Origin of the sequence: Shinella sp. M27, assembly GCF_049199905.1 — a bacterium.
GTDB lineage: Bacteria > Pseudomonadota > Alphaproteobacteria > Rhizobiales > Rhizobiaceae > Shinella.
This window is the reverse complement of the sequence record NZ_JBLZPK010000007.1, coordinates 99,193-112,746: the sequence shown is the minus strand read 5'-3', so window position 1 is coordinate 112,746 and position 13,554 is coordinate 99,193. Positions and strand designations below refer to the sequence as shown.

General features: G+C 58.0%; 17 protein-coding genes and 1 tRNA gene. 10 read left to right on the top strand and 8 right to left on the bottom strand.

Translation table 11 applies throughout. The features are described 5' to 3' along the window. Positions 1-2: 2 nt before the first annotated feature. Both ACOZK4_RS01730 and ACOZK4_RS01725 read left to right on the top strand, forming a co-directional pair. Positions 3-788 (top strand): DUF429 domain-containing protein, encoded by a 786-nt coding sequence (locus ACOZK4_RS01730; RefSeq protein ID WP_421590060.1) that lies wholly within the window; start codon positions 3-5, stop codon positions 786-788. Further along, positions 778-1,521 (top strand): NYN domain-containing protein, encoded by a 744-nt coding sequence (locus ACOZK4_RS01725; protein ID WP_421590058.1) that lies wholly within the window; start codon positions 778-780, stop codon positions 1,519-1,521. Before ACOZK4_RS01730 ends, ACOZK4_RS01725 begins: the two co-directional genes overlap by 11 nt. Before the next feature lie 126 nt (positions 1,522-1,647). Here the strand turns inward: ACOZK4_RS01725 and ACOZK4_RS01720 are convergent, their stop codons facing one another. Further along, positions 1,648-2,214 carry a recombinase family protein gene (locus ACOZK4_RS01720; RefSeq protein ID WP_421590057.1) on the bottom strand — a complete coding sequence of 189 codons (567 nt, stop codon included), beginning with the start codon at positions 2,212-2,214 and terminating at the stop codon, positions 1,648-1,650. 204 nt (positions 2,215-2,418) lie between these two features. Between ACOZK4_RS01720 and ACOZK4_RS01715 the strand changes: the two genes are divergently transcribed. Continuing rightward, the gene (locus tag ACOZK4_RS01715; protein WP_421590055.1) at positions 2,419-2,673 is read left to right on the top strand and encodes a hypothetical protein; all 255 of its coding nucleotides are present in this window, start codon (positions 2,419-2,421) and stop codon (positions 2,671-2,673) included. Positions 2,674-2,706: 33 nt separating this feature from the next. Here ACOZK4_RS01715 and ACOZK4_RS01710 read toward each other — a convergent pair whose 3' ends face one another. The 3 genes from ACOZK4_RS01710 to ACOZK4_RS01700 form a co-directional block, all read right to left on the bottom strand. Then, on the bottom strand, positions 2,707-3,051 hold the full coding sequence (locus ACOZK4_RS01710; RefSeq protein WP_421590054.1) for a hypothetical protein: 345 nt from the start codon (positions 3,049-3,051) through the stop codon (positions 2,707-2,709). 188 nt (positions 3,052-3,239) lie between these two features. Further along, on the bottom strand, positions 3,240-4,256 hold the full coding sequence (locus ACOZK4_RS01705) for a hypothetical protein (protein WP_421590052.1): 1,017 nt from the start codon (positions 4,254-4,256) through the stop codon (positions 3,240-3,242). 938 nt (positions 4,257-5,194) lie between these two features. Beyond that, positions 5,195-6,187, bottom strand: a complete 993-nt coding sequence (locus tag ACOZK4_RS01700; RefSeq protein ID WP_421590051.1) for a site-specific integrase — start codon at positions 6,185-6,187, stop codon at positions 5,195-5,197. Positions 6,188-6,353: 166 nt separating this feature from the next. Between ACOZK4_RS01700 and ACOZK4_RS01695 the strand changes: the two genes are divergently transcribed. Beyond that, on the top strand, positions 6,354-6,686 hold the full coding sequence (locus ACOZK4_RS01695) for a type II toxin-antitoxin system RelE/ParE family toxin (protein ID WP_421590049.1): 333 nt from the start codon (positions 6,354-6,356) through the stop codon (positions 6,684-6,686). A 42-nt stretch (positions 6,687-6,728) separates the two neighbouring features. Next, positions 6,729-7,817 carry a HigA family addiction module antitoxin gene (locus ACOZK4_RS01690; protein ID WP_421590048.1) on the top strand — a complete coding sequence of 363 codons (1,089 nt, stop codon included), beginning with the start codon at positions 6,729-6,731 and terminating at the stop codon, positions 7,815-7,817. A 37-nt stretch (positions 7,818-7,854) separates the two neighbouring features. Here the strand turns inward: ACOZK4_RS01690 and ACOZK4_RS01685 are convergent, their stop codons facing one another. From ACOZK4_RS01685 to ACOZK4_RS01675, 3 genes are all read right to left on the bottom strand, one after another. After that, the gene (locus ACOZK4_RS01685) at positions 7,855-8,556 is read right to left on the bottom strand and encodes a hypothetical protein (RefSeq protein ID WP_421590047.1); all 702 of its coding nucleotides are present in this window, start codon (positions 8,554-8,556) and stop codon (positions 7,855-7,857) included. Positions 8,557-8,749: 193 nt separating this feature from the next. Then, positions 8,750-8,971: a hypothetical protein gene (locus ACOZK4_RS01680; RefSeq protein ID WP_421590046.1), complete on the bottom strand. Its 222-nt coding sequence runs from the start codon at positions 8,969-8,971 to the stop codon at positions 8,750-8,752. A 154-nt stretch (positions 8,972-9,125) separates the two neighbouring features. Continuing rightward, positions 9,126-9,215 (bottom strand) — tRNA-Ser (locus ACOZK4_RS01675). A 340-nt stretch (positions 9,216-9,555) separates the two neighbouring features. Between ACOZK4_RS01675 and rplU the strand changes: the two genes are divergently transcribed. The 4 genes from rplU to ACOZK4_RS01655 all read left to right on the top strand — a co-directional run bounded on the left by rplU (position 9,556) and on the right by ACOZK4_RS01655 (position 11,565). Beyond that, complete coding sequence (rplU, locus tag ACOZK4_RS01670) at positions 9,556-9,924, top strand: 50S ribosomal protein L21 (RefSeq protein ID WP_050745338.1); 369 nt, start codon at positions 9,556-9,558, stop codon at positions 9,922-9,924. Positions 9,925-9,949: 25 nt separating this feature from the next. Further along, positions 9,950-10,219, top strand: coding sequence for a 50S ribosomal protein L27 (gene rpmA, locus ACOZK4_RS01665; RefSeq protein ID WP_023515222.1), 270 nt, complete (start codon positions 9,950-9,952; stop codon positions 10,217-10,219). A 126-nt stretch (positions 10,220-10,345) separates the two neighbouring features. After that, a complete protein-coding gene (locus ACOZK4_RS01660; RefSeq protein WP_421590045.1) occupies positions 10,346-10,978 on the top strand; it encodes a GNAT family N-acetyltransferase in 633 nt (210 codons plus the stop codon). Next, positions 10,975-11,565 (top strand): GNAT family N-acetyltransferase, encoded by a 591-nt coding sequence (locus ACOZK4_RS01655; RefSeq protein WP_421590044.1) that lies wholly within the window; start codon positions 10,975-10,977, stop codon positions 11,563-11,565. The genes ACOZK4_RS01660 and ACOZK4_RS01655 overlap by 4 nt, the downstream gene beginning before the upstream one ends. Before the next feature lie 32 nt (positions 11,566-11,597). On the opposite strand, the gene ACOZK4_RS01650 is transcribed toward ACOZK4_RS01655, so the two are convergent. Further along, positions 11,598-12,458: an endonuclease/exonuclease/phosphatase family protein gene (locus tag ACOZK4_RS01650; RefSeq protein WP_421590043.1), complete on the bottom strand. Its 861-nt coding sequence runs from the start codon at positions 12,456-12,458 to the stop codon at positions 11,598-11,600. A gap of 85 nt (positions 12,459-12,543) precedes the next feature. Between ACOZK4_RS01650 and obgE the strand changes: the two genes are divergently transcribed. Further along, entirely contained in the window at positions 12,544-13,554 is a 1,011-nt protein-coding gene (gene obgE / locus ACOZK4_RS01645; RefSeq protein ID WP_421590042.1) for a GTPase ObgE, read from the top strand.

The window sequence follows — 13,554 nt, the reverse complement described above, 5'->3', positions numbered from 1 at the left end:
CTATGATCGACCTGGACAGTATCGCACTTCTTGGTATCGACGTAGGCTTCTCCAAATCCCGGCCGACGACGGGCATCGCCTGGAGCAAGGGCAGAGCATTCAAGGCCGCAAGAACTCACACCGACTGGCAGCGCCGCAGCCAGCATATTCCGGCGACGACGACGTTCTCCGTCATCGCTATCGACGGCCCGCTCGTCCCTCTCGGTTCTGACGAGAGTCTCGATCGCCTCTGCGAGCGGATGTTTATTCGCGGCACCTTTCAGGCTCGCTGCAAGCCTGGCTTGAGCCACATTGGATATGGACGCGATTTGCGGCGTGCCGCTGCGGAGACGGCGGAGCAGGTCGTTCATCTCGCCGACCGGAATATTGTGGTCGATAGGGCCATTCGAAATGGCGCCTCAATCGTTGAAGCATTTCCCAATGCATTCTTGGGTGTTCTCTTGCCCGAGGCGCGCTTCTTTATGCCGGCAGCAGGCAAGCGCAGAAAATTCGATTGGCTCTATGATCATGCCGTCGATAGCGGCGTTCTCGAGAACCTGTTTCACACGATCGGCTGGCTGAATCTTGAACTGATAGATGCGGTGTTGTCCGAGACAGATCACGAGAAGCGAGCCGCCTGGATCTGCCTCCTTACCGCAGCTTGCGCGGCAACTGGAAAATCAGAAGTTGTCGGCGACGAGATAGGTGGGTGGTTTTGGCTGCCGTCCACAAATCTCTGGGCTCAATGGGCTCGTGACGCATTGGCCCAAAATACGACCGAATTGCAGAGACAAAGACATGCCGTCTGAACCTCGTTCGCCGCGCCTTGCGGTCCTCATCGACGCTGATAATGCGTCGGCGAAAATCGTCGATGGACTGTTCGAGGAGATCGCCAAAATCGGAGAGGCAAGCGTCCGGCGCATCTATGGCGACTTCGCGAGCGCACGCTCGAAGGCCTGGATCGACGTGCTTGCCAAGCACGCAATCATTCCGCAACAGCAGTTCGCCTACACGACAGGCAAGAATGCCTCTGATATCACGCTCGTCATCGACGCGATGGATCTGCTGCACAGTGGACGCTTCGACGGCTTCTGCCTCGTGTCGTCCGATAGCGATTTCACTCGCCTGGCCGCTCGCATACGTGAGCAGGGCGTTGACGTGTTTGGTTTTGGCGAGCAGAAGACCCCGGAGAGCTTCCGGCAGGCATGCCGCAGGTTCATCTACACCGAGAACCTGCTCCCGGCCCCGGCGTCTAACGAAAGCGACGCGAGCACCACGCAAAATTCGCTTCAGCCGCCGAGCGCCGCAACGCCGATCATCAAGAAGGTGATCGGGCAGATGGAAGCTGAGGATGGCTGGGTGCCGCTCGGGGCCATCGGAAACCAACTTGCTAACTTGGCGTCGGACTTCGACCCACGCACCTATGGATTCCGAAAGCTTAGTGACCTTGTCCGAAAGACTGGTGCCTTTGACGTTGATCAGCCCGACGGTAAGCCACTCAGGATCCGGATCAAACAGCCAGGGCCAAAGAAGAAGAGCTGATAGATGAACGGAAAGCTTCTGGTTGACTCATAGCCGCTCACAGGCTGGCTCCGCGCATCCCGACTTTGCGTCGCAGCACCCGGCATGCCAAACGCGCTAGCGAGTCTCCCTGTCGATTTCGACAGGCTATTCGATTCGGACTCCCCGTAGAATACGAGCCAGCGTTTTCGGATGGACCTGATACCTCCCCGCGACCTCAGAAATCGGCTCCAGATCGATCTCGACGGCGCGCTTTGCAGCCTCGGTCTGCACTTCGGTCATCGACGGGCGACGTCCTAAGCGCGATCCTCTTGCCCGCGCCGCTTCCATTCCCGCTTTGGTGCGCTCACTGATGATGGCTCTTTCAAATTCTGCCATCGCAGCCATCATGTGAAACACCAGCCGTCCGCCCGATGACGACGTATCGATACTCTCGGTCAGCGATCGGAAATCACAGCCCCGCTGCGATAGCCCGTTTACTGTCTGAATTAGGTCGACAAGGGATCGTCCGAGCCGATCGAGTCGCCAAACGACGAGCATGTCACCCCGCTTGATTCGTTTGAGAGCGGTGAGTAGGCCCGGACGCTGGAAGTCGGCACCGGACAATCCGTGATCGGTGAATATCTCCGCGCAGCCAGCCGCCTTCAACGCGGCGATCTGCATATCGAGGTTCTGCTCGACTGTTGATACACGGGCATAACCGACCAGCTTCATCTCCAATATCCTCACGCTCCGATGGGTGCTAAGCGATTGACATAAAGGAACCTTTTCGCTCTGTCGGTCATTAAATGGAGCTGCGCCGGAAGCCCTTGAAACCATAGGATGCGACCGGATCAGCAGTTACAGCTGACCTCTATCGGACAAAGGTTCCCTTTCGCTCTCGCGGGCACATCCAGGCCCGATCGCAGCGAGGAGTTCATGGACATTTCATTGATCATTTTTGCGTCTGGCGTCGTGTTCGGTGGTGCCTGCGCGATCTTGGCCGCGAACAAATACCGAGACCCGCTCGGCTGGTTCGCACTCGGCTTCCTCTTCAGCATCATTGCATTGATCGTGATCGCAGCACTCACACCCGCAGAGAGGTCATCTGCCGACAACCGGTCGAAACGACGCCAGGGTAACGGCGAGTTCGCGCCAAACCCGAAAGACCCGGAGCGCCCCTGGCTGGGATGAGACGCTCCGAGCAGCCGTTAGCTCGTGGTCCTATCAGCTCGGTCCGACGTCGCTCGAAATGTAACGTGCAGAACCACCTCCGAGGAATGCCGCACGTCCCTCTTCTTCTGCCAACTTCTGGTTCAGCACAGCGACCACGTCGCCATAAGTGCGGCTCTTACCACGCCACAAAGGGTAGAAGCTGCCGCAGAGCCTCCGGAATTCAGGCTCGTATTCGCGAGGGAAGGGGTGCTGATCGAAGGCGAGGTATTCGCACAGCTGCCGCAGCGTCAAGCGGCACCCGTCGTGAACGCCGACGCAGTGGCTGTCACGGAGCTCGGAGTAGTAGTTGACGCGGTTGCGAAAGAACCGGCGGACGTCGATGATGTCGATATTCATAAGTTGGCTTGCTTCTTAAAAGGGCCGAGGACACGCCAGGCCGCAGATGGTGCAACGTTTCTAGTTTGTAGGGGTGATTGAACACCCGGAACTCCAATCCAAAACGTAACGGTCAACCAAATATTTATTAACTCTAATAGAAATAATAAGAATGTCGGCTGACCGTTACAGTGTTGATGTTCCGGGGGTCAGGTCGCAGCAGTTGCTAATGGAGATGTCGCGGCGAGCCTCTTCTTTGCCCGGCACCTCGCAGTCCTGCGGCGCTGGCCCGCCTTCCGCTTCTCGTCGCGTGCATCCTTCAACGCCGAGACGCTACCGTAACGCCTGATCATCTCCTTGGACGCCATCGTGCTCATGTGAAGGCATTCCACAGCGAAGGGACACGACGAGCAGGTTGAGGCACTCGGATCAGGTCCAGCGACTCCTAAGCAAGAGGACGTGCATGCAATCTTGGGAAGACGCTCACTCGACGTGGCAGCGACCAGGCCGTGCTCTAGCTCAGCACGAAGATCCGATACAATGCGACGACGCTGATCCTTCGGTGCGAGCTTGATCGCGGACAGCAAAGGAAGATGACGCTTCTGCAAGCAGGGCCCAACCATCCGCCTTGCCCACGGCTTGGTTGACTCAATAATGCGGTTTGCGAGGTATGCCCGAAACTCATCCTGAACCGGCAGACCGCGATAGTTCTCAATCCGATACTGCGGGAGCCCCGTAAACTGGTCGACCAAGAGAGGCAAACGCTCGTTCAGGAACTTTTCGAATTCGAGAGGCCAGGCAATGTCAGATCCAGTCGAGCCAAAGAGCTGCATAGGCCGAGGAGGGTTCTTCCAGCCGCCCTCACTGGCGAACTTGAAGCCAAATTCGATGAGCAACTCATAAGGAAGGCCGAGTTCGTCAGTCCGCTGCCGCGCATGCCAGAGCTCCGTGAGCGAGGCGCAGGGCTTGAGGAAAAGGCGAGCCCCTAGACCCTGCCTAACCTCAGCTTCGTCGCGATCGCCGTTAAACCTAACATATGCCTTGAAACCCTGGCTGTATAAGCTGGCAAAGTGCCGACTCGCGGCAATCGGCGTCATGAAGCGGTATTCGAACCACTTCTTGTTCGCAATTTCGCGCTCACGTGCGAGGACGTCAGGCATCACCAGACGCATCGCTTCGAGAGTGTCATCCAACCACTGGGCGGATGAATTGCAATAAAAGGGCATAGGTTCTCCTTCGGGCGACCAAAGTCGTCCGGCTAGTGTTCATCGATTGGGGGGCACGCGCTTGCCTATCTACTGTATAGCGAAATGACGACGCGAGCGCAGAAGATCGCCAAAGAATCTTCGAGCCTCGGCTTGCGCGCTTCGACTCGAGGTTTCGCGTGGGCGCGTTCCATTGATCAAAGTGATACATCGCACCATCGGGCAGATGATGCGCGCCTGTGAGCTTCTCTGTCGATTTGCGGCATGGGAGGATAGGTCGCCCAATCATCGCCGCTACGGAAGGCATCCCCATCGTGCAGCTTGATTTCTTCTAAGACTTCGATGTCCTCCGATCGACCTGGGTCTCGATCTAAGATCGCTGCAGCCATGGAAGAGGAGGTTGCGCGGCATTGGGCGGGCGTGAACGAGAGGCGGACGCTCTGCTATCGATCGTCCGCGTAGAGCTGAGGCGTGTGGTAGCGCTCAACCGCTATCAGATCCTCTCAGCAGATCCCGGCAATTCCAGTGCGCTGGCACGAGGGTATAGATTGATCTTCGCAAGCATCCTGACGCACCAGCGGATATGTTTTTGCCACTGGCGCCCAAGGGATTGGTAGCGTCTACCAACTGGCTCACCCGTCCGGCGTTCGGGAAAATTGGCAGTCAAAGCTGTTGACTTAGAGGGAGCGACGCGCAATGCGCTTGATGCAACTCAAGCGCATTGCATAACCTTTGCATCGGCACCAAAAACGCCTGAAATGGGCAAAATCCGCAAGGTGATGTAAACATCATGACAAGGTCGGGCCAAAATCGGCAGTGTTTCGAAGGTTGGAGGCAAGGTCAAACGCAACCCAAGATATAAATTTTTGATCTTTTTGTCCCGCGACCTTGACAGATTTGGCCCTTAGGCAAGGTTTATGTCAACATAGAGCAAGGCGACGGCACTGACGTAGATAGATCTACCCTAGGCGCGCAACGAGATCGTCGGCGCTCAGATGGGTGTAGCGCTTCAGCATCCGGAGCTCTTTGTGTCCGGAGATACTGCTCACCTCGATGATGTTCAGACCCCGCTCAAAAAGACGGCTGACGCCCTCGTGACGGAGGTCGTGGAAGCGCAGCGATTTAATCCCTGCCCTGATGAGCAGCCGACGCCACGCCTGTTCCAGCGCTCCAGGCGTCATGGGGAAGACGGTAGCTTGATCTACCGCAGAGCGCTCCTTCCAATCCATCAGCGCGTCAAATGCTCTCTGAGACAGCGGCACCTCACGGCCGGAGCCGTTTTTGGTCAGGCCGAGCGTGATCACCCGGCGATTGTGCGAGATGTCGCACCATTTCAGCCCGAGGATCTCCCCTCGCCGCATCCCTGTCTCGATGGCCAGGATCAGCAGCGTTTTGAAGTATGGCGTCTGTCCACCATCGCAGCCATCGAGAAGCCTTTGCTCCTCGTCACCAGTCAGTCGCCGGCTGCGCTCATTCCGGATCACCGGATGGCGAACCAGCTTCACCACGTTTTTTGCGAGCGGCAGACCCCAATCGCGGATCGCCACCTCAAGCACATGGCTTAGGATCGCAAGCTCGCGGACGGTGGTAGATGGAGCTACCGACTGCAGGCGCTCGTCACGAAACGAGGCGATGTCCTGCTGGCTCAATCCGATCAGCGTCCGATAAGCGAGATCATGACGGCGCAGCACATCAATCCGCTGGATCTCTTGGGCGGCCCCGCGCTTGGTGGGCGAGATCTCGCGCTGGTAGCGCTCCAGGAGCTGGCCGAGTGTCGTGCTTTCGAGGATCTTCGCGTCTGGAGCTGCACCGAAACGATCGACCTGGGCTTCCAGATCGCGCGCCCACTTCTCGGCTTCCTGCTTGCTGTCGAAGGACTTGCAGCGGGGCTTCATACCTCGCCGACGCACCTGGGCTTGCCAGCGTCCTCTGAGCTTCCGGATCGTCGCCATGTGACCTCCAATCGAAGTTGAAGGTCACGCGTAGGACGCCCCTGAAGGGGTGCCAAGGATTATCCCGGCACTTACGGACAGCAAAACTTTAATCTCTCGTCGTTGTGTGTTACCTATTGCGTAACGATTCCGATTCTATTACTTAATGGGTAACAGGCACACGCTGATGAAGATCGATTTTGCAAATGGCAAACTTCGACGTCAGTTGGAGTCTGACAGGGAATTGAAGAAGGCGTATGGTGATCGAGCTGGCCGTCTAAAAATGCGGCTAGCCGTGCTGGATCAGGCCAGCAATCTCAGCGAGGTCCCTACCGATCCGCCAGATCGATGCCATCAGCTTGATGGTGAATGGGCTGGCTGTTTTGCGGTAGCTATCACCGGGAATTGGCGGCTTATATTTGAGCCTGATCACGACCCGGTCCCAATTCGTGATGACGGAGGCATAGACCGTGCCGCCGTTGTCGCGATTCGGATTCGCGCTATTGTTGACTACCACTGAACCAAATGACCTTTCAAAAGTGAATGACGTTGGGATTGGGCGATGGTTGCTGTAGCGAAGAAGGAAGACTGGACGCCAGATTGGGCGACTCATCCTGGCGAGCATCTTGCCGAGTATCTTGAGGACCGCGGATGGTCTCAAGCCGAATTTTCCAGGCTCGCGGACATGAGCCCGAAGCATGTCAGCACGATCATCAACGGCACCAACCCGGTGACGGCAGACACGGCACTGAAACTAGAACGCGTTCTTGGATTAAAGGCCAGCATCTGGACGGGCTTGCAGGCGAAGTGGGATCTACGTGAAGCCAAAGCCGTAAACTATCGAGCCTTGGCAGACGCTGATCAGGTTCTTTCCAAGTTCCCGATCAAAGAACTGAAAGATCGTGGTGCGCTGCCCGCGACTAATGATAACGGCCGACTTCTGAGTTCCCTGCTGGAGTTCTTTGCTGTCGGAAGCCCGCATGCTTTCGACGCCCGGTGGGCAAATCTAGCAGTTCATCATCGACAATCGAAGGCTTTCGAGACTAGCCAATATCATGTTGCTGCATGGTTGCTTCTTGGAGAGAGGAAAGCGCGCGGGATGAATCTGCCGGCGTTTGACGCCAACAAGTTCGCTAATGCTGTGCTTGAAATCCGTAAGCTGACAACCAGCCCGCCGGAGATCTTCTATCCTCGTATGATGGATCTGTGCCGTAACGCTGGTGTGGCATTTGTGCTTGAGAAACCGATTCCGAAAATCTGTCTATTCGGTTCCGCTCGATGGCTCGAGGGCGATAGAGCAATCATCCAGATGTCGTTGCGAATGAAGAGTAACGACCATTTCTGGTGGACATTTTTCCATGAAGCCGCCCACATAACTCTTCATAGGGGACGGGCGTTCGCTGACGATAAGGGCGGCGAGGGTGACGGAGTGGAGGATGAGGCCGATGCCTGGGCGGAGGAAATCCTCGTTGGCAGGACTAGATTTGCCGCTTTCAAGAGAACTAACCCAAGGTCTGAAGTCGCTGTGAAAGCGTTCGCTAAGCAGGTCGAGATCCATCCAGGCATCGTTGTTGGAATGCTACAGCACAGCGGTGCAATTCCACATCGCAACTTAAACGGGCTTAAAGCGCGGTATGAATGGGCGGACTGATGAGGGATTCATTGCATTTAGCGGCACCAAAGGACCGTTAACTTCTGTCCGGCGCCCGTTTCGCCTTAAGCCGCATCCTTTTCGATGAAATTGTCCACGCCGCCCGGTCGATCGGAATTTGCTCGACCTTTTCTATCATCCCCCAGTAGGATGCCATGAAAGCTTTGTTGGGGGATTCAACCAATAGCTCCACGATCTCGCAGAGAATTTTTTGGCAATCAAACCACATATCGACCTTAACGGCATCCAATGAATGTATCGACGCCGTAAGATCGGGATTTACTTTTGTATTATCTCTATTAAGAGCTTCAATCCATTGCCCATGGGCAATCTTGTTACGGATTAGACTAGGATCCGCCACCAATGATGCAACGCACTTTTTTAACCTTTGCTTGGCATTTGGTTTGAAGTTGCTTTTATTTGCTGCAGTCTTCAAGAACGCTAGCTGAATACATTTTTCCCAGCCGTCGACTACACTCCCAGCACGTATAGACGCCTTGATCTGCGCGATCTCAACAAGGGAAAAGCCTTTTGGCGTGTGAATCGTTTTTGAAAAGTTCGCCTCTACCCAGGCACAAAAAACCAGCGCCATCGCTTTCGTATGCACATCGACCGCTACGAGATTTCCGGTTCGTAAAGCGTCATTGATTGCCCGCCTAATTTGCTTACGAGCGACTTCCAGCGCACGAACATTGGTGCATTGCGCACTGTAAACCGCCAGGCGGGATGCATTATCCATTTTACACTCAACCCGGGCTGTCGAAACGCAGCCTGACAAGACAACGTTTCAACAGCCCGGAATTGAACCGGGGCCTCGCGACTAGGTCGCGCGCTCTGACCTTGCTGAGCTACTGCTGCAACTCGTCGATAGCACCACAACTGCCTCCTATCAAGCACGCTCCCCGAGGGACGACTGACCGGAAGGCCAAGATCTATTCAAAGCGGCCCAAATAGACCCAAGGACCACTTTCATTGATCCGGTCAGCTGCGCGCTGAGCTATAGCCGGATCCACATCAGCGAAGTTCTCTTCGATCCATTCCGCAGGATCGATGTTCCAATCCTCAACAAGATCTCCAGCATAGTCCTGGTGATCAGCCGCGAGCCCAATGTTCTCTTGGCTCATAAAAGTCGCGATGATTTCGTCCTCGTCCATAGCGTTCTCCACGTCGTGCATTTTTCCGAAGCGGGATCACGTTGCAACGACGCTGAGCGCGCCGCTGGTGTGGCCCTTGCTGAAACTAACCATAAAAAGATTAGGACTGTCAGCGGCGATCAAGTAGGAAAAAACTTAGGGCCCAAGGATCAAATGGCGGAGAGGGTGGGATTCGAACCCACGATACGGTTGCCCGTATGCCGCATTTCGAGTGCGGTGCTTTCGACCACTCAGCCACCTCTCCGCTTCGCTGGTCGGCGCCTTGCGACGCGGGGCGGTACATAGCGGGTGTCGGGCGGGGGCGCAAGGGGGCGGGGCCTGAGAAAATTCATCTCTTTGTCATGGTGACGGGAAATCCCTTGACAGTTTCCGGCGGCTCACCTATTGCGCAAGGTGCAGTGGCATAGGTCTCACTTGTGCCGCTACGGAGGTTCTTTGCGCTTTCGGCCTTGGATTTCAAGGGCCGCCTGCCTGAACCCTCCCCGAGCCGGCGATGCGCTAATGCATCGTCATTCCCGCGACTGATAAAAAGACGGCCTTGCCCTTTGGGACAAAGAGCCGGCACGAACATGAAAGGATATAAAATGTTCGCAGTCATCAAGACCGGCGGTAAGCAGTACCGCGTGGCCGCCAACGACGTTCTGACGATTGAAAAGCTGTCGGGCGACGCTGGTGCGAAGATCGAATTCACCGAAGTGTTGATGGTCGGCGTTGGCGCCGATGCAACGATCGGCGCGCCCTTCGTCGAAGGCGCCGTCGTCACCGCAGAAGTCGTCGAGCATGGCCGCGCCAAGAAGGTTATCGCCTTCAAGAAGCGCCGTCGCCAGAACTCGAAGCGTTCGCGCGGTCATCGTCAGCACAACACGACTGTCCGCATCATCGACATCGCCGGCGCCGGCAAGGCCAAGAAGGCTTCCAAGAAGTCTGACGCCGCCGAAGCCGCAGCCGAATAATCCGGACAGGTAAAGGAGAACTCCCATGGCACACAAAAAAGCTGGCGGCTCCTCGCGCAACGGTCGCGATTCCCAGTCCAAGCGCCTCGGCGTGAAGAAGTTCGGCGGCGAAGCCGTCCTCGCAGGCAACATTATCGTCCGCCAGCGCGGCACGCAGTGGCATCCCGGTGCCAATGTCGGCCTCGGCAAGGATCACACGATCTTCGCTCTGACAGCTGGCAATGTGAATTTCCGTACGAAGGCCAACGGTCGCGTTTACGTGTCTGTCGCCCCGAAAGCGGAAGCAGCGGAATAAGCCGGTAGCGCTCTAAAACAGCCGGCGTCTCATCGACCCGGCTGGCGCTACAGGTTTCAGGCCTGAAGAAGAAAAAGGGAGATGAGGCAAGACCTTATCTCCCTTTTTCGTTCTGGAGGACTGAACATGCAAACCGAGTTGTTGCGGGAAGACCAATCACGGTCTCCCCAGGAAAGGCTGAGGCCTGACCGGTCGAGGACCGATTGCCCGATCTTACTGTCGCCGCGGCTCGTCATGAGAGCCCCGCACGAAGACGACATCGACGCCCTTGCCCATCTCGCCAACAACGCCAATATCGCCAACATGGTCGCCCGCATGCCGCACCCCTATACGGTTGCGGATGCCGCTGATTTCGTGCGACGCACACGCGCCGGCGCGATTGGCAAGTGCGTCTATGCCATCACGAAAGCCGACAACGGCGCCTTCCTCGGTTGCTGCGGCATCGAACCGCACGAGGACGGACGCACCGTCGAGCTCGGCTACTGGCTGGGCGAACCCTACTGGAACCAGGGCTATGTCACGGAAGCGGCCCATGCGCTGATCGACATGGTTTTCCGCACCCGTGACGTCGACCAGATCGATGCCCGGTGCAGGGTCATGAACATCCCCTCGCGGCGGGTCATCCAGAAGTGCGGCTTCCAGTTCCAGGCGACAGGCATGGTGCAGAGCCTTGCCGTCGGCGGCATGGTGCCCGTGGAATGGTACAGGCTGGATCGCAAGACCTGGGTCTCGCTGAAGAGCTGGGGAGGCCTGCGATGAACGCCATGCAGACCCCAACGGACCGGACCCGCATTGCCGGTCCCGGCCCCTGCCCGACCATCACGACGGCCCGCCTGACGCTGCGTCCGCACCGCATGTCGGATGCGGACGCCATCGCCCAGTCGCTGTCCGACTTCCAAGTCTCGCGCATGCTGGCGCGCGTTCCCGCCCCCTATGACCGGCAGGATGCCACCGAATGGCTTTCGGTCATGACCACCGATCTCAACGAGGGCTGGGCCTTCGCCATCACCGCTGGTGACGACGTGCATATCGGCTGCCTGTCCTTCGAAAAGCGGGAAATCGGCTGGGAAATCGGCTACTGGCTGAACCGCTTCTACTGGCGGCGCGGCTATATGAGCGAGGCGGTGCATGCGGCCATCGCGCGGTTTCTGATGCGCATGCCGGGCACGGAAATCCATTCCGGCGTCTTCGCCGACAACCTCGCCTCGCTCAAGGTGCAGGAAAAGGCAGGCTTCCGCGTCACGGGCTGCAGCGACGTGTTCAGCACCGCCCGCGGCGCGATGGTGCCGCATATCGAAACGCTGTTGGCGCCGGGTGATTTTCGCCCGGCCTTCCCACGGCGATAAAATAGGATCGGGGCGGAGAGATCCGCCCCGGTTTACGACAGCTCGAACCAGACGGGCATGTGGTCGGAGCCAAAGGCGGTCTCGTCCACCCAAGCATCCGTCAGGCGCTCCACGAGGCCGTGGCTGAGAAAACAATAGTCGAGGAACATGCGGTCGGCATGATCCTTCGGGTTGATCCAGCTGAAGCTTGCCGCATGGCGCTTGCCGAGACCGGCCAGCGCATCGACGGGATTGGTGGCGCGGATCTGGCGGCCGTAGAGCGCGTCGACATCGCCGACCATCTCGCAATATTCCGGCGATTCCGGCACCATGTTGAAGTCGCCCATCAGGACATAGTCTTCCGGCACCGGCGGTTCGGGCAGGCCGAATTCATGGGCACCGGAAATCGCGCCGCCCTCGAAGCTGTAGAGTTGCGCGCGGTCCTTGAGATAGCGGATCTGCGCGATGCGCTCGTCGCGGTGGACATGGTCGAGATGCACGGAATAGACCCTGAGCGGGCCGCCGGGCGTGGCGATCACCGCTTCGGTGGCGCCGCGCTGGAGGTTCAGCTTGTCGAGCGTGCGGGTGCGGGGAAGTGAAATGAGACGGGTCGAGAGGATCGGCCAGCGGGAAAAGATCATGTTGCCGAACTGGAAGCGGCGGTTGACCACGCGGCCTTTCTCGATCGCCGAACCGGCATCGAGATCGCAGGCCGGCCAGAAGGCGGAATAGTGGTTGGCAAGCAGGGTCTGCAATTCAGCGACCATGTCGATGCCGCCATTGAGGTGGAAGTTGCGGGTCACCTCCTGCAAGGCGATGATATCGGCGCCATGGATCGAGGAGACGATGCGCGGCAGGTCGAGGCGATCATCGAGACCGATGCCGTACTGGATGTTATAGCTGACGAATTTCACGATAGTCTTTGACCTCTGCGGGAAGCGGCTATATCGAAGACGGCAAAATGAGCATGTTGAACAGAATAAAGCGAACGGCGAGCCGATGAAGTTCCTGGACGAAGCAAAAGTCTATATCCGGTCCGGCGACGGCGGGGCAGGGGCTGTCTCGTTCCGCCGTGAAAAATTCGTCGAATTCGGCGGACCCGACGGCGGCGACGGCGGACGCGGCGGCGATGTGTGGGTGGAGGCCGTCAACGGTCTCAACACGCTGATCGACTTCCGCTTCCAGCAGCATTTCAAGGCCTCGACCGGAACGCATGGCATGGGCCGCAACCGCACGGGCGCCAATGGTGCATCCGTGACGCTGAAGGTGCCCGTCGGCACGCAGATCTTCGAGGAAGACAACGAGACGCTGATCATCGACATGGTGGCCGAGGGGCAGCGCTTCAAGCTCGCCGCCGGCGGCAATGGCGGCTTCGGCAACTCGCATTTCAAGTCCGCCACCAACCAGGCGCCGAACTGGGCCAATCCGGGCCTCGAAGGGGACGAGAAGACCATCTGGCTGCGGCTGAAGCTGATCGCCGATGCCGGCCTCGTCGGCCTGCCGAATGCCGGCAAATCGACCTTCCTTGCCACCTGCACCCGCGCCCGGCCGAAGATCGCCAACTATCCGTTCACGACGCTGCACCCGAACCTCGGCGTGGCGACGATCGACGGCAGCGAATTCATCTTCGCCGATATTCCTGGCCTCATCGAGGGCGCACATGACGGCGTCGGTCTCGGCGACCGCTTCCTCGGCCATGTCGAGCGCACGCGCGTGCTGCTGCACCTCGTCTCCGCGCAGGAAGAGGATGTCGGCAAGGCCTACAAGACGGTCAAACACGAGCTGGAAGCCTATGGCGGCGGCATCACCGACAAGCCGGAGATCGTGGCGCTGTCGCAGATCGACCTTCTCGATGAAGACGAGCTGAAGAAGAAGACCAAGGCGCTGCAAAAGGCCTGCGGCCAGCCGGTGCTGCAGCTTTCCGCCGTCGCCAATGTCGGCATGATCGGCGCGCTGCGCGCCGTGCGCGACATCATCGTTCAATCGAAGAATGCCGGATCCGACGACTGA